General features: G+C 73.2%; 13 protein-coding genes. 10 read left to right on the top strand and 3 right to left on the bottom strand.

All coding sequences use genetic code 11. The annotated features are described in order from the left end of the window. Window positions 1-83 precede the first annotated feature (83 nt). On the top strand, window positions 84-1,712 hold the full coding sequence (gene groL, locus ACIA8O_RS27995) for a chaperonin GroEL (protein WP_396296754.1): 1,629 nt from the start codon (window positions 84-86) through the stop codon (window positions 1,710-1,712). A gap of 267 nt (window positions 1,713-1,979) precedes the next feature. Next, window positions 1,980-2,981 (top strand): LysR family transcriptional regulator, encoded by a 1,002-nt coding sequence (locus ACIA8O_RS27990; protein WP_396296753.1) that lies wholly within the window; start codon window positions 1,980-1,982, stop codon window positions 2,979-2,981. Between the two features lie 78 nt (window positions 2,982-3,059). Here ACIA8O_RS27990 and ACIA8O_RS27985 read toward each other — a convergent pair whose 3' ends face one another. Continuing rightward, window positions 3,060-3,386 carry a WhiB family transcriptional regulator gene (locus tag ACIA8O_RS27985; protein ID WP_345286160.1) on the bottom strand — a complete coding sequence of 109 codons (327 nt, stop codon included), beginning with the start codon at window positions 3,384-3,386 and terminating at the stop codon, window positions 3,060-3,062. 537 nt (window positions 3,387-3,923) lie between these two features. On the opposite strand from ACIA8O_RS27985, the gene ACIA8O_RS27980 reads away from it, so the two are divergent. The 4 genes from ACIA8O_RS27980 (at window position 3,924) to ACIA8O_RS27965 (ending at window position 8,506) form a co-directional block, all read left to right on the top strand. Beyond that, window positions 3,924-4,535 carry a response regulator transcription factor gene (locus ACIA8O_RS27980; protein ID WP_014136228.1) on the top strand — a complete coding sequence of 204 codons (612 nt, stop codon included), beginning with the start codon at window positions 3,924-3,926 and terminating at the stop codon, window positions 4,533-4,535. Window positions 4,536-4,723: 188 nt separating this feature from the next. Next, window positions 4,724-5,374 (top strand): RNA polymerase sigma factor ShbA, encoded by a 651-nt coding sequence (gene shbA, locus ACIA8O_RS27975; RefSeq protein ID WP_396296752.1) that lies wholly within the window; start codon window positions 4,724-4,726, stop codon window positions 5,372-5,374. Between the two features lie 263 nt (window positions 5,375-5,637). Next, window positions 5,638-7,140 (top strand): IMP dehydrogenase, encoded by a 1,503-nt coding sequence (gene guaB / locus ACIA8O_RS27970; protein ID WP_396296751.1) that lies wholly within the window; start codon window positions 5,638-5,640, stop codon window positions 7,138-7,140. Window positions 7,141-7,384: 244 nt separating this feature from the next. After that, window positions 7,385-8,506 carry a GuaB3 family IMP dehydrogenase-related protein gene (locus ACIA8O_RS27965; RefSeq protein ID WP_396296750.1) on the top strand — a complete coding sequence of 374 codons (1,122 nt, stop codon included), beginning with the start codon at window positions 7,385-7,387 and terminating at the stop codon, window positions 8,504-8,506. A 58-nt stretch (window positions 8,507-8,564) separates the two neighbouring features. Here the strand turns inward: ACIA8O_RS27965 and ACIA8O_RS27960 are convergent, their stop codons facing one another. Then, complete coding sequence (locus ACIA8O_RS27960) at window positions 8,565-9,065, bottom strand: hypothetical protein (protein WP_396296749.1); 501 nt, start codon at window positions 9,063-9,065, stop codon at window positions 8,565-8,567. A gap of 185 nt (window positions 9,066-9,250) precedes the next feature. On the opposite strand from ACIA8O_RS27960, the gene ACIA8O_RS27955 reads away from it, so the two are divergent. Next, a complete protein-coding gene (locus ACIA8O_RS27955) occupies window positions 9,251-10,882 on the top strand; it encodes a serine/threonine-protein kinase (protein ID WP_396296748.1) in 1,632 nt (543 codons plus the stop codon). Here ACIA8O_RS27955 and ACIA8O_RS27950 read toward each other — a convergent pair. After that, window positions 10,846-12,366, bottom strand: a complete 1,521-nt coding sequence (locus tag ACIA8O_RS27950) for a phytoene desaturase family protein (RefSeq protein ID WP_396296918.1) — start codon at window positions 12,364-12,366, stop codon at window positions 10,846-10,848. The two genes, ACIA8O_RS27955 and ACIA8O_RS27950, sit on opposite strands and share 37 nt — an antisense overlap. Before the next feature lie 290 nt (window positions 12,367-12,656). Here ACIA8O_RS27950 and ACIA8O_RS27945 point away from each other — a divergent pair, with 290 nt between their 5' ends. The 3 genes from ACIA8O_RS27945 to ACIA8O_RS27935 all read left to right on the top strand — a co-directional run bounded on the left by ACIA8O_RS27945 (window position 12,657) and on the right by ACIA8O_RS27935 (window position 17,009). Further along, complete coding sequence (locus tag ACIA8O_RS27945) at window positions 12,657-13,694, top strand: hypothetical protein (RefSeq protein WP_396296747.1); 1,038 nt, start codon at window positions 12,657-12,659, stop codon at window positions 13,692-13,694. Between the two features lie 55 nt (window positions 13,695-13,749). After that, window positions 13,750-15,315 carry a serine/threonine-protein kinase gene (locus ACIA8O_RS27940; RefSeq protein ID WP_396296746.1) on the top strand — a complete coding sequence of 522 codons (1,566 nt, stop codon included), beginning with the start codon at window positions 13,750-13,752 and terminating at the stop codon, window positions 15,313-15,315. 74 nt (window positions 15,316-15,389) lie between these two features. After that, a complete protein-coding gene (locus tag ACIA8O_RS27935) occupies window positions 15,390-17,009 on the top strand; it encodes a succinic semialdehyde dehydrogenase (RefSeq protein WP_396296745.1) in 1,620 nt (539 codons plus the stop codon). Window positions 17,010-17,022: the final 13 nt, after the last annotated feature.

The following is a 17,022-nucleotide window of genomic DNA, read 5'->3' as shown; positions in this document are numbered from 1 at the left end:
GCCCCGGTCACGTGTCGTCAGACAGCGGCCGGGGCGCGGTTGTTGGCTCCCGCAGTCAGTAGATCCCCAGAGGAAACGGAACCATGGCGAAGATCTTGCAGTTCGACGAGGACGCCCGCCGCTCGCTCGAGCGCGGTGTCAACAAGCTGGCCGACACGGTGAAGGTGACCATCGGCCCCAAGGGCCGCAACGTCGTCATCGACAAGAAGTTCGGCGCGCCGACCATCACCAACGACGGTGTCACCATCGCCCGTGAGGTCGAGCTGGACGACCCGTACGAGAACCTCGGCGCCCAGCTGGTCAAGGAGGTGGCCACCAAGACCAACGACGTCGCGGGTGACGGCACCACCACCGCCACCGTCCTGGCCCAGGCCCTGGTCAACGAGGGTCTGCGCAACGTCGCCGCCGGTGCCGGCCCGGCCGCCCTGAAGAAGGGCATCGACAAGGCCGTCGCCGCCGTCTCCGAGCACCTGCTCTCCATCGCCCGCGAGATCGAGGGCAAGGAGGACGTGGCCGCCGTCGCGTCCCTGTCCGCCCAGGACCAGCAGGTCGGCGACCTGATCGCCGAGGCGATCGACAAGGTCGGCAAGGACGGCGTCATCACCGTCGAGGAGTCGAACACCTTCGGCGTGGAGCTGGACTTCACCGAGGGCATGCAGTTCGACAAGGGCTACCTGTCGCCGTACTTCGTCACCGACGCGGAGCGTCAGGAGGCGGTCCTCGAGGACCCGTACATCCTGATCAACCAGGGCAAGATCTCCTCCATCCAGGAGCTGCTCCCGCTGCTGGAGAAGATCCTGCAGGGCGGCGCCTCCAAGCCGCTGCTGATCATCGCCGAGGACGTGGACGGCGAGGCGCTCTCCACCTTGGTCGTCAACAAGATCCGCGGCACCTTCAACGCCGTCGCGGTGAAGGCCCCCGGCTTCGGCGACCGCCGCAAGGCGATCCTCGGTGACCTGGCCACCCTGACCGGTGCCACCGTCATCTCCGAGGAGGTCGGCCTCAAGCTCGACCAGGCCGGTCTGGACGTGCTGGGCACCGCCCGCCGCGTCACCATCACCAAGGACGACACCACGGTCGTCGACGGCGCCGGTGACACCGAGGCCGTCGCGGGCCGCGTCGCCCAGATCAAGGCCGAGATCGCCAACACCGACTCGGACTGGGACCGCGAGAAGCTGCAGGAGCGCCTGGCCAAGCTGGCCGGTGGCGTCTGCGTGATCAAGGTCGGCGCCGCCACCGAGGTCGAGCTCAAGGAGCGCAAGCACCGTCTGGAGGACGCCATCTCCGCGACCCGCGCCGCGGTCGAGGAGGGCATCGTCGCCGGTGGTGGCGCCTCGCTGGTGCACGCCGCCAAGGTCCTGGAGGACGGCCTCGGCCTCTCCGGCGACGAGGCGACCGGTGTCGCCGTCGTCCGCAAGGCGCTCGCCGAGCCGCTGCGCTGGATCGCCCAGAACGCCGGCCTCGAGGGCTACGTCATCACCTCGAAGGTCGCCGAGCTGGAGGCCGGTCAGGGCTACAACGCCGCCACCGGCGAGTACGGCGACCTGGTGAAGGCCGGCGTCATCGACCCGGTCAAGGTCACCCGCTCCGCCCTGGAGAACGCCGCCTCCATCGCCTCGCTGCTCCTCACCACCGAGACCCTCGTGGTGGAGAAGCCGGCCGACGAGGAGCCGGCCGGCCACAGCCACGGCGGCCACGGCCACTCCCACTGACGCACCGTCAGCCCGACCGGAGGCCCGGTTCCCCTGCGGGGGAGCCGGGCCTCCGGCGTGTGGAGAACCTTCGGAAGGTGGTCATGCCGGGGGCGCGGGGAACTGCGCGCGGGGGTACGGCAGCGCGTGCAACTGGCTGACGTGCCCCGATCTCACGCTGGTCCGCCTTCCGGTTCGCGCAGTTCCCCGCGCCCCCGAAGGCGTAGCCACATTCGCCGAGCCCCAGCGGGTTGGGCGTTTGCCCAAAGGATCGCTTATAACGGAGTCATGATCGAGGCCCGCCACCTGCGCGTCCTGCGCGCCGTCGCCCGCACCGGTTCGTTCTCGGCCGCCGCCCGGGAGCTGGGCTGCACCCAGCCGGCCGTCAGCCAGCAGATGAAGGCGCTGGAGAAGTCGGTGGACACCCCGTTGGTGGTGCGGTCCGGCAAGGGGATGCAGCTGAGCGAGGCCGGACAGGTGCTGCTGAAGCACGCGAACGGGATCCTCTCGGGGCTGTCGGCCGCCGAGGAGGAGGTCGCCGCGATCGCCGGGCTGCGGGCCGGACGGGTGCGGTTGGTGTCGTTCCCGACGGCGAGTTCCACCCTGGTGCCGCCCGCCGTCGCCCGTCTGCGGGGCGCCCGTCCGGGGGTGCGCGTGTCGCTGGTGGAGGCGGAGCCGCCGGAGTCGCTGGCGATGCTGCGCGGGGGCGAGTGCGAGGTGGCGCTGGCGTTCCGGTACCCGGACTCGCAGGGGGTGACCACGGTGCCGGCGCCGCACGTGACGGCGCGTCAGGCGCGGGCCGAGGCGGCCCTGGAGGCGGCCGCCAGCCAGGCCGCGAGCGACTGGTCGGACCTGGTGGTGCGGCCGCTGCTGGACGACCCGCTGGTGGGCCTGCTCCCGGCCGGGCACCCGTTGGCGGGCCGGGACGAGAGCAGGCCGGTGGAGCTGGCGGAGCTCGCGGGGGAGCAGTGGATCGCCGGCTGCCCGCAGTGCCGGGGGCACCTGGTGGAGCTCTGCGCGGGTGCGGGCTTCGAGCCGTCGATCGACTTCGCCACCGACGACTACCCGGCGGTGGTCGGTCTGGTGGCGGCCGGGCTGGGGGTGGCGGTGCTGCCGGGCCTGGCACTGGAGGCGGCCCGGCACGAGGGCGTCGCGGCGGTGCCGGTGCGGGCCGCCTCGGGGGAGCCGGCGGTGCGTCAGGTGGTCGCGCTGACCCTGCCGGACCTGGCCGAGGTGCCGGCCGTCGCGCTGATGCTGGACCAGCTCACCGGGGCGGCCGCCGCACGCTGACGGCGGGGCGCCACCAGCGTCCCGTGGTCCCGTGAGGGAAAAACGTTTCTGCGGTTACGGCGAAGGGGTGACGCGCCGTCAGCGCCGGATGGTGGCGGGCATGGTGAGCGGCACCTCGACCAGCCGGTTGCGCGAACGCCCCATCAGTTCCTCGCGCTCGTCCTCGGTCAGGCCGCCCCAGACGCCGTAGGGCTCGCGGACCGCCATCGCGTGCGCCGCGCACTGGGCCCGTACCGGGCAGCGCATGCAGACCTCCTTGGCACTGGCCTCGCGCGAGCTGCGGGCCGCTCCGCGCTCGCCCTCCGGGTGGAAGAAGAGCGAGCTGTCCACGCCGCGGCAGGCGGCGGAGAGCTGCCAGTCCCAGAGGTCCGCGTTGGGGCCGGGGAGGCGGGAGAAGTCGGCCATGGCACTTGTTCCCTTCATGGACTGCTGGCGAGGGTCTCGGTCCGTCCGGCGAGCTTGCTCAAAGCCGATATGGACACCAGGAAATATGACTTACGGCAACCACTGGGACAAGTCACTCACAGCGCCGCACAACAGTCAATGACCCCACAGAAGCTATAAAAACGGACAAATGGGGGCATGGGGTTTGGCGTGTGTCGGCGTGCCGATCGGGTGGCTCCGGGCGCGCGGAGGGGCGCCCGGTGGCGCCGGTGGTGCGCGGCAAGCGCGTGAGCAGCACAAAAGTGCGGCGTGTGCACCGCGATGCGGCTGATCGGTAACGGGTCGGCCACGTACAGTGGTGGAGATGGCCCTGAAGGCCGTAACTCATTCGAGTGACGGTCGTTGGAAGTGCGGAGGCGGTTAGCGGGCGCTGGGCGCCGGGAACGATCGCGGGAGACCGCGGGCGACCGGAGTCCTTCGCCATTCGGCCGTGTCGGAGAGATTCGTACCAGCCAGGAGGCTCAACGTGACGCGGATCAGCTGCGGAGGACGACGGTCATGACATCCGTACTCGTCTGCGACGATTCCCCGCTCGCCCGGGAGGCGCTTCGCCGCGCGGTGGCGACGGTCCCCGGGGTCGACCGGGTGACCACGGCGACGAACGGTGAGGAGGTCCTCCGCCGTTGGGTGGCCGACCGCTCCGATCTCGTCCTGATGGATGTCCGGATGCCGGGCCTGGGCGGGGTGGAGACGGTCCGCCGGCTGCTCTCGGCCGACCCGGGCGCGCGCATCATCATGCTCACCGTGGCCGAGGACCTGGACGGGGTCGCGCTCGCGGTCGCCGCCGGGGCGCGCGGCTACCTGCACAAGGACGCCTCGCGCGCCGAGCTGCGGGCCACCGTCACCCAGGCGCTGGCCGACCCGACCTGGCGGCTCGCCCCGCGTCGGCTGCGCAGCCCGGACATGGGCGCCGCACCGACCCTGACGGCCCGTGAGATCCAGGTGCTGGAGGGCATGAGCCACGGCCGGAGCAACGCGGAGATCGGCCGCGAGCTCTTCCTCTCCGAGGACACCGTGAAGACGCACGCCAGGCGCCTGTTCAAGAAGCTCGGCGCCTCGGACCGCGCCCACGCGGTGGCGCTCGGCTTCCGCTGGGGCCTGGTCCGCTGACCGGCCCGCACCGGTCACCGCTCGCTCAGACGTATGACGTCACGGTCCCGAGGCTGCACCATGGAACAGTGGAGCACCTCGGGGACCAGCGGGCGGAGGCGGGGGCGGTGGGGGAGACGCATAACGTTCCGATGCACAACTCCGGAGGCGGTGCCGCGTTTTCCGTGCCGACCAGGCACCATGGACCGATGCGCGACGACGACGCTCCCCCGGCCGGTGGCCCACCCGGCGCCCCGGCCGCGGCACCGGCCGTCGCGGCGTCCGCCGTCGAGCTGGGCGAACTGGTCGCGGCCGCCGTCCGCGGCGAGGGCCCGGCCATCGAGGCCCTGCTCGCCTACGTCCACCCGCTGGCGCTCCGCTACTGCCGGGGCCGGCTGCTCCGGCTCCCCGGCGGGGCCCGGCACCACGTGGACGACGTGGCCCAGGAGGTCTGCGTCGCGGTGCTCTGCGCGCTCCCCCGGTACAAGGACGAGGGCCGTCCCTTCGAGGCCTTCGTCTACGGGATCGCCGCGCACAAGGTGGCCGACCTCCAGCGGGCCGCGATGCGCGGCCCCGGGTCGACGGTGATCCCGCCGGACGACCTGCCGGAGCTGCCGGACGACGCGCTCGGCCCCGAGGAGCGGGCACTGCTCAGCAGTGACGCGGCCTGGGCCAAGGAGCTGCTCTCCAACCTGCCGGCCCGCCAGCGCGAGCTGGTGCTGCTGCGGGTGGCCGCCGGGCTGTCGGCGGAGGAGACCGGGGAGGTGCTCGGCATGTCGCCGGGTGCCGTCCGGGTGGCCCAGCACCGGGCGCTCAGCCGGCTGCGGGCGCTGGCGGAGCTGGCCGAGGAGAGCTCCTAGCCGTCCGCGGAAGGGATCGGGCCCCTGAGGTGTTGTCAAGGGGGCGCGAGTTCGGCATACCGGATGCCAGTACCATGGGGTATCGGCGCCTGGGCAGGTCGCCAAAGTTTCGCGGGTGTGGGCGAGGTTCCCTCGGAGGTTCCTCCAAAACCTCGGGCGTGCTTGGCGGTCCTGAGCTAGTGCCGGTTCGAGAGCAGCGTGCTCCCCCGGCCCTCAGGGGAGCGCGGGATCAGACGACGGCCGCCATGGAAGGTCCCCACATCATGTCTTACAACGCCGCAGGCGTACCCGAGAAGTTCGCGATGCTCGGACTCACGTACGACGACGTCCTGCTGCTGCCCGGGGCCTCCGAGGTGCTGCCCAACCAGGTCGACACCTCCTCGCGGGTCTCCCGCAACGTCCGGGTGAACATCCCGCTGCTCTCAGCCGCGATGGACAAGGTCACCGAGTCCCGGATGGCCATCGCGATGGCCCGCCAGGGCGGCGTCGGCGTCCTGCACCGCAACCTCTCGATCGAGGACCAGGTCAACCAGGTCGACCTGGTGAAGCGCTCCGAGTCCGGCATGGTCACCGACCCGATCACCGTCGGCCCGGAGACCACGCTGGCCGAGGCGGACGCGCTCTGCGCCAAGTTTCGCATCTCCGGCGTCCCGATCGCGGACGAGGCGGGCAAGCTGCTCGGCATCGTCACCAACCGCGACATGGCCTTCGAGTCGGACCGCAGCCGCAAGGTCCGCGAGATCATGACCCCGATGCCGCTGATCACCGGCAAGGTCGGCATCAGCGGGACGGACGCCATGGCGCTGCTCCGCCGCCACAAGATCGAGAAGCTCCCGCTGGTCGACGACGAGGGCCGGATCAAGGGCCTCATCACCGTCAAGGACTTCGTCAAGGCCGAGCAGTACCCGAACGCCGCCAAGGACGCCGAGGGCCGGCTGCTGGTCGGTGCCGCGGTCGGCGCCTCCTCGGAGGCCTTCGACCGGGCCCAGGCCCTGGTCGGCGCGGGCGTGGACTTCCTGGTCGTCGACACCTCGCACGGGCACAGCCACAACGCGCTGTCCTGGATCTCGAAGATCAAGTCCGCGGTGGGCGTCGACGTCGTCGGCGGCAACGTCGCGACCCGGGACGGCGCCCAGGCGCTCATCGACGCCGGCGTCGACGGCGTGAAGGTCGGCGTCGGGCCGGGCTCGATCTGTACGACCCGTGTGGTGGCCGGCATCGGTGTCCCGCAGGTCACGGCGATCTACGAGGCGGCGCTGGCCTGCCAGGCGGCCGGCGTGCCGGTGATCGGTGACGGCGGCCTGCAGTACTCGGGCGACATCGGCAAGGCGCTGGCGGCGGGTGCGGACACCGTGATGCTCGGTTCGCTGCTGGCGGGCTGCGAGGAGTCGCCGGGCGAGCTGCTCTTCATCAACGGCAAGCAGTTCAAGTCGTACCGCGGCATGGGGTCGCTGGGTGCGATGCAGTCGCGCGGCCAGGCGAAGTCCTTCTCGAAGGACCGTTACTTCCAGGCCGACGTCTCCTCCGACGAGAAGCTGATTGCCGAGGGCATCGAGGGTCAGGTGCCGTACCGCGGCCCGCTGTCCGCGGTGCTGTTCCAGCTGGTCGGCGGCCTGCGGCAGACCATGGGCTACGTCGGCGCGGCGACCGTCGCGGAGATGGAGTCCAAGGGCCGCTTCGTCCGGATCACCTCGGCGGGCCTCAAGGAGAGCCACCCGCACGACATCCAGATGACCGTCGAGGCGCCGAACTACCACGGCCGCTGACGGGTAGGCAGTTCGCCCGGTAGGGCAGCGCCGTAGGGGCGCGAGGAACTGCGCGAAGGGGAACGGCAGCACCGGCAACTGGCTCTTGGAGCACGAGTTGCGGGTGGTCCGCCTCCCGGACCGCGCAGTTCCTCGCGCCCCTTGCGTCTGCCCTGCCGGGGGCCGCGGCGGACACATGCGCGCCCGTGTGGCCCGGTGCGGGATACTGGGGCGACCAGCAAAGCATGTGCAGGAAGGGCTCGAAGTGACTGAGATCGAGATCGGGCGAGGCAAGCGCGGCCGGCGGGCGTACTCCTTCGACGACATCGCCGTCGTCCCCAGCCGTCGTACGCGGGACCCGAAGGAGGTCTCGATCGCTTGGCAGATCGACGCCTACCGGTTCGAGCTGCCGTTCCTGGCGGCGCCGATGGACAGTGTGGTGTCGCCCGCGCAGGCGATCGCCATCGGTGAGCTGGGCGGTCTCGGGGTGCTGAACCTGGAGGGTCTGTGGACCCGGTACGAGGACCCGCAGCCCCTGCTGGACGAGATCGCGACGATCACGGACGAGGCCGCGGCGACCCGCCGGCTCCAGGAGATCTACGCGGAGCCGATCAAGGCGGAGCTGATCAAGGAGCGGATCAAGGAGGTCCGTGACTCGGGCGTGGTGACGGCCGCGGCGCTGTCGCCGCAGCGGACCGCCGAGTTCTCCAAGGCCGTGGTGGACGCGGGCGTGGACGTGTTCGTGATCCGCGGGACCACCGTGTCGGCGGAGCACGTGTCGGGGGCGGCCGAGCCGCTGAACCTGAAGCAGTTCATCTACGAGCTGGACGTGCCGGTGATCGTCGGTGGCTGCGCCACCTACACCGCCGCGCTGCACCTGATGCGGACCGGCGCGGCCGGCGTGCTGGTGGGCTTCGGCGGTGGCGCCGCGCACACCACCCGGAACGTGCTGGGCATCCAGGTGCCGATGGCGACCGCGGTGGCGGACGTGGCGGCGGCCCGCCGGGACTACATGGACGAGTCGGGCGGCCGGTACGTGCACGTGATCGCCGACGGTGGCGTGGGCTACAGCGGCGACCTGGCGAAGGCGATCGCCTGCGGCGCCGACGCGGTGATGATCGGGGCGGCGCTGGCGCGGGCCACCGACGCTCCGGGCAAGGGCTTCCACTGGGGCATGGAGGCGGTGCACGAGGAGCTGCCGCGCGGCAAGCGCGTGGACCTGGGCACCGTGGGCACCACGGCGGAGATCCTCTCCGGCCCGTCGTACACCCCGGACGGCACCATGAACCTGTTCGGTGCGCTGCGCCGGGCGATGGCCACCACCGGGTACTCGGAGCTCAAGGAGTTCCAGCGCGTCGAGGTGACGGTGAACCCGGCCCAGCGCTGACGGCACGTCATGACGGAAGGCCCCCGCTCCGCCTGGAGCGGGGGCCTTCCGCGTGCCGTCAGGAGGCGAAGCGCTGGGTGGAGTTGAAGCCGAAGAAGAGGGCGATGGCGTAGAAGACCAGGTCCATGAAGTCCCGGCTCTCGCGCCAGACGTCGAAGGTGACGTCGACCTCGGTGACCAGCAGGTCGAGCATCGAGAGGCCGAGGCCCTCGTGCGCGAAGAGCGCGATGGCGAACATCTGGCCGAGGAACAGGCCGAGGGCGGTGAGCACCGCGCCGACCGGCGGGAGCACCTGGTTGCGGCCGCCGAGCTTGGCCAGGCAGACGCCGACGGCGGCGGCGATGCCGAAGACGGCCCAGCCGATCTCGTGGTCGATGGCCTTGGCCAGGAAGCCGTAGGCCAGACCGGCCACCAGGGCGGCGCCGACCGCGGCGGCGATGGCGAGGCCGGGGGCCTTGGCCGGGGCGGGAGCCGTCGGAAGGGGCTGGAAGTCGGCGGCCGGCTGGGCGGCCGGAGCCGGCTCGGCGGGCTGGGCGGGCTGGGGCAGGTCGGTGCTCATGGTGTGGGTCCCCCGGGGTGGTGATGTGAACGACGGCGAACGGTAGCAGTGGGGAAGTGGGCGGGGACAGTGGTTTCCGGCCACGGGTCGGGTACGAACGCGCTTGTGGCCGGGGGTGGCTGACACGGAGTCGGGTGGACGCGAGATGATGGGGGCTTGGCTGCCGGACCCTGGGGGACATCGCGATGACCGAGACCGACGGACGTCTGCTGGGGCGGCGCTACCGGTTGACCGGTGTGCTCGGCCGGGGCGGGATGGGTACGGTCTGGCGGGCCGAGGACGAGATGCTCGGCCGGGTGGTCGCGGTCAAGGAACTGCGGATGCAGGAGGGCGTGGACGAGGCCGACCGGCACCGGCTGATCGCCCGGACGCTGCGGGAGGCCAAGGCCACCGCGCGGATCCGGCACGCGGCGGCGGTGACCGTCTTCGACGTGGTCGAGGAGGACGGCCGGCCGTGGATCGTGATGGAGCTGGTCGGCGGCCGTTCGCTGGCCGAGGTGATCAAGGAGGACGGCCCGCTGGCTCCGGCCCGGGCCGCCGAGATCGCCCTGGAGGTGCTCGGAGTCCTGTGCGAGGCGCACGAGTTGGGCATCCTGCACCGGGACGTGAAGCCCTCCAACGTGCTGGTCGACGACGACGGCCGGGTGGTGCTCACCGACTTCGGGATCGCCAGCGTCGAGGGTGACACCTCGATCACCTCGACCGGGATGCTGGTCGGGGCGCCCTCGTACATATCCCCGGAGCGGGCCAAGGGGCAGAAGCCCGGGCCGCCGGCCGACCTCTGGTCGCTGGGCGGCACGCTGTACGCGATGACCGAGGGCAAGCCGCCGTACGACCGCGGCTCGGCGCTGGCCACCCTGACGGCGGTGATGACCGAGGACCTGGAGCCGCCGGTGAACGCCGGGCCGCTGCTGCGGCCGGTGATCGAGGGGCTGCTGGACAAGGACCCGGCCCAGCGGATGGACGCGGGCCAGGCCCGGGCCATGCTGCGCCGGGTGGCCGCCGAGGCCACCACCCGGGCCGAGGCGACCACGGTGGTGGCCAGGCCGGCCGTCCCGGCGGGTGCGGGCGGGGACGGGGACGCGGCGCGCAAGCGGTGGCTGCTGATCGCGGCGGCGGTCGCCGTGGTGGTGGCGCTGGTGGTCGGGGCGGTGCTCTGGCCGGAGGGGGAGAAGGACCGGGGGACGCAGAACCCGGCGGCGCTCCCGGCGAGCAGCGGGCAGCTGACGCCCTCGCCGACGCCGCCCGCCCAGGGGCAGAACCAGCAGCAGACCCCGGCGCCGACCTCGACCGTGACGGCCACGGCCACGGTGACGGCCACCGCGACGCAGACGCCGCCGGCGGCCCAGACCCCCGCCGCGCAGACACCGCCGTCCGCTCCGGCCGGGTACCAGAGCCAGAAGGGCACGCAGGGCTTCACGGTCTCGGTGCCCGAGGCGCTCAAGCCGCAGTCCGCGAGCGCGACCCAGCAGGCCTTCCGGGGCAACGGGGTCAGCCTGATCGTGGCCTACACGAACACCCCGGGGCCGAGCGCGCTGAAGGACTGGCAGGAGTCGGACGCCGACGGCCCGACGAACTTCCGCGGCTACCAGAGCCTCGGCACCCGCCCGGCGCCGTTCCGGTCCTGGACCAACTCGGCGGACTGGGAGTGGACGTACGACAAGGACGGCGTCCGGATGCACGCGCTCAACCGGGGCTTCGTGACCGGGAAGTACGGCTACGCGATCTACTGGATCGCCCCGGAGTCGGTCTGGAACTCGCCCGAGCAGGTGCAGGCCCGTCAGGCCTCCTTCGACTCCTTCCAGCCCGCTCCCTGATCCGGCGCCAGCCGGGGCGCGGTGCGGATGCCGAACTCCCGGCGCAGCGCCGAGCGGGCCGCCAGGAGGCCGGGCATGCCGTGCACGCCCGGCCCCGGCGGGGTGGACGCCGAGCAGAGGTAGACGCCCTTGAGCGGGGTGCGGTACGGGTCCCAGGCGGGCACCGGGCGCAGCAGTGACTGACGGAGGGTCATGGCGCCGGCCGCGATGTCGCCGCCGACGTAGTTGGGGTTGTACGCCTCCAGGGCGGCGGCGCTGACCGAGCGGCGGTCCACCACGGTCTCCGCGAAGCCGGGGGCGTACTGCTCGATCCGGGCGGTGACCGCGTCGGCAGGGTCGGCGCGGTCCCCGTGCGGGACGTGGGCGTAGGCCCAGAGCGGGCGGTGGCCGTCGGCGGCGACCCGGGAGGGGTCGGCGGCCGACGGGTCCACCACGAGGACGAACGGGGCGCCGCCGGGGTGGCCCTTGGCGACCAGGCTCTCCTGTGCGAAGACCTCCTGCTGGGTACCGCCCAGGTGGATGGTGCCGGCCCGGCCGACCAGCGGATCGGCCCACGGCACCGGGCCGTTGACGAGGAAGTCCACCTTGGCGGCGCCCGGGCCGTAGCGGAACCGGGAGAGGGCGCGGCGGTAGGCGGGGGGCAGGAGCGGGCCCGCCACCCGGAGGAACTCCTTGGGGCCGAGGTCGAGCAGGACGGCACGGGCGCCGCGTAGTTCGCGCAGGTCGTCCAGGCGGGCCCCGGTGGTGACGGTGCCGCCGTGCGCGACCAGGTCGGCGGTCATCGCCTCGGCGATCCGGGCGCTGCCGCCGCGCGGCACCGGCCAGCCGCCGGCGTGGGCGAGGTGACCGAGCATCAGCGCCACCGAGGCGGAGGACGGGGTGGGCATCGGGCCGACCACGTGGGCGGCGACGCCGGAGAGCAGGGCGGCGGCCTCGGGGGTCCTGAAGCGGTGCGCGGCGAGCGGAGTGCCGTGGGCGAGGAGGCCGCGGGCCAGGAGGAGGGGTGCGGCGAGGTCGGCGGGGAGGCCGCGCTGGCCGGAGAGCATGAAGTCGACCAGGCCCTGACTGTGCCTCAGCAGGGGCTCCATCAGGGCCCGCCAGCGGGGGCCGTCGGGGCCGAGGCGCTCGCAGGTGGCGTCGAGGCTGTGGTGGGCGAGGGCGGCGCGGGCGGGGGAGAGGGGGTGGGCGTAGCTGATCTCGGGGCGGAGGAGGTCGACGCCGCGGGCGGGGAGGTCGAAGGCGCGGAAGAACGCGGAGGCGGTGGCCATCGGGTGGACGGCGGCGCAGATGTCGTGGACGACGTCGGGGCGGAACAGGGGCTCCGTGCGCAGGCCCCCGCCGGGGGTGGCGGCCGCCTCGCGGACCTCGACCCGGAGGCCGGCGCGGGCGAGGGTGACGGCGGCGGCGAGTCCGTTCGGACCGCTGCCCACGACGACGACTTCGGCTACCACTGGGTGACACCCCTTCCGGTACGGGACGAGCATAGGCACGGGGCGGCCGGGCAGGTTGTCGGGGTGCGTGGCGGGACGTACGTGGTGATGCCGGGGGCGCGGGGCCCTGCTGATCTGCGGCTCCGCCGCGGGGCGCGCGGTGGAACGGCAGCACGTGCGACTGGCTCGCATGCCCCGACCTGGCACCGGTCCGCCTTCCGGTTCGCGCAGTTCCTCGCGCCCCTGGTGTAACCACGTACGTCCTTGCGCGGGGAACAGCACGTACGTTCCTCGCGTCCTCAGAAGCGGAGCCACCGCGTACGCTGGCGGGCGAGGGAGGACACATGCACGCCCCGGGGGATGTGGTCGGCGGGCGGTACCGGGTGACGGGCCGTCCGATGGGTGGTGCCCTGGCGGGGGTGCTGGGGGACGAGTCGGTGCGGCTGGTGGAGATCGCGCTGCCGGAAGTGCTGGACCAGGAGGACTGGGACCGGCCGCAGCCCTGGGAGGGGTTGGCGGCGCGGGTGGCGGGGGAGCTGGCCGGGGCGCCGGGCGGGCCGCGGCTGCTGCGCGGGTTCGAGGCCTTCGTGGAGGGGCGTCGGCTCTGGGTGGCGGAGGAGGCTCCGTCGGGGAGCGTGCTCTCGGAGTTGACGGAGCGTCCGTGGTCGCCGTACCGGGTGGCGGAGCTGGCGGCCGATCTGGCGCGGGCGTTGGCGGAGCTGCACCGGGGCGGGGTGGTGCACGGGAACGTGACGCCGGAGTCGGTGCTGGTCTGCGAGGACGGCGCGGCGATGCTCGGCGGGCTGCTGCTGGGGGCGGTGCAGGAGGCGTACTGCCGGGAGCTCGGCGGGGTGGTGGAGCGCCGGGTGTACGAGACCAGGGCGGTGCTGCTGGGGGTGCGGGCGGAGCGTTGGGCGCCGTACGGCGGGGCGGCGGGGGACGCCTGGGCGCTGGGGGTGCTGATGCACCGTCTGTTGACCGGCCGGGCGCCGTACCCGGAGCGGGACCTGGGGGAGCTGCTGGCGGCGGTGCGGGACGGGCGGCACGAGCCGTTGGACGGGTGCGGACCGTTGGCGGGGGTGGTCGGCGGGCTGCTGGCCGGGCGGCTGACGGTGGGCCAGGTGCGGCCCTGGCTGGCCGCGTTCCTGATCGGGGCACCGGAGCCGTACGACCCGGAGCGGGTGGCGCAGGTGCTGCCGGCCGTGCGCCGGGGCGGGGCGGTGACGGCCCGTCGGCGGGGGCCGGTGGAACGCAGGCGGGCGGGGGAGGTGGAGCGGCGGTCGTCGGGGGTGTCGCCCGCGGTGCTGGGCTCGCTGTTGGTGGGCGGGGTGCTGGTGCTGATGGTGGCGGCGGTGGCGGCGGTGGCCGTGTTCGCGGGCTGATCTAACCTGTGCAGGTACGGAATTCGAACACCTGGGTACGGGGGGAGCAGTCGCTGTGGACGGGCAGGACGGCCAGCGGCTGCTGGCGGGGAGATACCGGCTCGGTGAGCGGCTCGGCCGGGGCGGCATGGGGACCGTCTGGCGGGCCAGCGACGAGATGCTGGACCGCGAGGTGGCGGTCAAGGAGCTGACGGTCAGCCACCTCCCGGAGGAGGACCTGGAGATCCTCCAGTCCCGGATGAAGCGGGAGGCCCGGGCGGCCGCCCGGATCAAGCACCCGGGCGTGATCACCATCCACGACGTGCTGGAGCAGGACGGCCGGCCGTGGATCGTGATGGAGCTGGTGGACGGCCGTTCGCTGGCCGACGTGATCAGCCAGGACGGGACGCTGTCGCCGCGGGAGGCGGCCGAGGTCGGCTGCCAGGTGCTGGCCGCGCTGCACCGGGGGCACCAGCTCGGCGTGCTGCACCGGGACGTGAAGCCGGCCAACGTGCTGCTGGAGCACGGCACCGGCCGGGTGGTGCTGCTGGACTTCGGCATCGCCACCTTCGAGGGGTCCACCGAACTGACCCGCCCCGGGGACCTGGTGGGCTCGCCGGACTACCTGGCGCCGGAGCGGGCCCAGGGCGAGCGGCCGGGGCCGGCCTCCGACCTGTGGGGCCTGGGCGCGACGCTGTACGCGGCGGTGGAGGGGGACTCGCCGTTCCGCCGGACCTCGCCGATCACCACGCTGGCCGCCGTGGTCGGGGACCCGCTGCCGGAGCCCCGCCGGGCCGGGGCGCTGGGGCCGGTGCTGGCCGCGCTGATGACCAAGGACCCGGCGGAGCGCCCGGGCGCGGACCAGGCGATGCGGATGCTGGCCGAGGTGCGGTCCGGGCACACCCTGGCGATCAAGCCGCAGGCGCAGGAGCGGCCGCAGGCCGAGCCCACCCAGAACGTGCCGGTGGTGGACCGGGCCGAGGCGGCCGAGCCGGCCCAGGCCCCCGAGCCGGTGACGGTGGTGGCGGAGCCCGCGACAGCGGCGGCCGCGAAGCAGCGGCGGCGCTGGCCCCGGCTGCTGCTGGCTGGGGTGCTGGTGGCGGTGCTGGCCGGGGCGGGCACCTACGCGGTGACCGTGGTCCGGGGCAACGGCGAGCCCGGCCCGGCCGCGCCGACCGCTCCGGTCACCCCGGGGGCGCCCGCGCCCAAGGGCTTCCGCTGGGCGGACGACCCGGCCGGCTTCCGCTTCCTGCTGCCCACCACGGGCACCTGGGAGCGGACGGTGGAGAACAACCAGATCTACTACTCGCCGGACAAGCGCAACCGCTACCTGCAGTTCGCCGTGACGGTCGGTCAGCCGCTGAGGCCGCTGGCGCACTTCAAGGAGATGGAGGCCACCGTCTCCAAGAGCCTCAAGGAGTACAAGCGGGTCGCCTTCGACGAGGTGGACGTGCACGGGCACGAGGGCGCGGTCTGGGAGTTCAGCTACCTGGGCAAGGACGGCCGCCGGCACGCCCGCGAGGTGGAGTACCGGGACGACAAGGGCACCTCGTACGCGATCTACGTCTCGTACCCCGAGGCCGAGTGGACCGACGGGCAGCGCCTCTACACCACGGTGCTCAACGGTTTCGGTACTTCCTGACACGCTCCCGCCCCCGGGGTGTTTTCTGTTACCGGCGGGTACCAAAGCCGGGGCGCAGGCCCTAGGCTGCGCCCATGACGGACACCACGGCAGCCCGACAGACCACCGGACGCAACCCCGCGGCCCCCGGCTCGGCCCGCACCGTCGCCTCGGCGGTGCCGGCCGCGCTGGTCGCCCGGCTGGCCAAGGGCGTCACCGCCACCGGCGAGCCCGACCTGGTGCACACCACCGCCCCGCTCACCGGCGAGCGCCTGGCGACCCTGCCGCGCTCCACCCCGGCCGACGTCGAGGTCGCCTACCAGCTGGCCCGGCGGGCCCAGAAGACCTGGGCCGCGCTGCCGGTGCGCCACCGGCAGGGCGTGCTGCTGCGCTTCCACGACCTGCTGCTGAAGCGTCAGGACGAGGTGCTCGACCTCATCCAGGCGGAGACCGGCAAGGCCCGGCTGCACGCCTTCGAGGAGGTGCTGGCCGCCGCGCTGGCCGCCCGTCACTACGGCCGCAAGACCGCCTCGTACCTGCGCGACCGCCGCCGCGGCGGCGCCGTGCCGGTGCTCACCCACACCGTGGAGGCCCGCCGCCCCAAGGGCGTGGTCGGCCAGATCTCGCCGTGGAACTACCCGCTGGAGCTCTCCGTCGGCGACGCGCTGCCCGCCTTCGCGGCCGGCAACGCGGTGGTCAACAAGCCCGACACCCAGACCGCGCTGACCGCCCTGTGGGCCCGCGAGCTGCTGATCGAGGCCGGACTGCCCGCCGACCTCTGGCAGATCGTGATCGGCGACGGCCCGGTGGTCGGCCCCGAGGTGGTTGCCCACGCCGACTACGTCTCCTTCACCGGCTCCACCCGCACCGGCCGCGACGTGGCCCAGCGGGCCGCCGCCCGGCTGATCGGCGCCTCGCTCGAACTCGGCGGGAAGAACGCCCTGTTGGTGCTGGAGGACGCCGACCTGGACAAGGCCGCCGAGGGCGCGGTGCGGGCCTGCTTCTCCTCCGCCGGGCAGCTCTGCATCTCGATCGAGCGGATCTACGTGCACCGTTCGGTGGCCGAGGAGTTCCTCGCCCGCTTCACGGCCCGGACGGCCGCGCTGCGCCTCGGCGGCGGCCTGGCCTACGGCGCCGACATGGGCTCGCTGGTCTCCGAGCGCCAGCTGGAGACCGTCACCCGGCACGTGGAGGAGGCCGTCAAGGCCGGGGCCACCGTGCTGACGGGCGGCCGGGCCCGCCCGGACCTGGGCCCGCTGTTCTACGAGCCGACCGTCCTGGACGGGGTCACCCACGAGATGGCGGTGTGCGAGGAGGAGACCTTCGGCCCGGTGGTCTCGGTCTACCGCTTCGACACCGAGGACGAGGCGGTCGAGGCCGCCAACTCCACGCCGTACGGCCTCAATTCGAGCGTCTGGAGCAGGGACGCCCGGCGCGGCCGGGCGGTCGCGGCCCGGCTGCACACCGGCACCGTCAACGTGAACGAGGCCTACGCCGCCGCGTACGGCTCGGTGGCCGCCCCGATGGGCGGCATGGGCGACTCGGGCCTCGGCCGCCGGCACGGCTCGGACGGCATCCTGCGCTACACCGAGGCGCAGACCATCTCCACCCAGCGGGTGATGCCGCTCGGCCCGTCCTTCGGGCTCAGCGACGAGAAGTTCGCCGCGCTGTTCACCACCAGCCTCAAGGCGCTGAAGGTGCTCCGCTTCAAGTAGTGCTTGCCTCCCG

The sequence above is a fragment of the Kitasatospora sp. NPDC051853 genome, assembly GCF_044452665.1.
GTDB lineage: Bacteria > Actinomycetota > Actinomycetes > Streptomycetales > Streptomycetaceae > Kitasatospora.
Note: the sequence above shows the minus strand (reverse complement) of the source record. Positions and strands in the feature narration are given on the sequence as shown.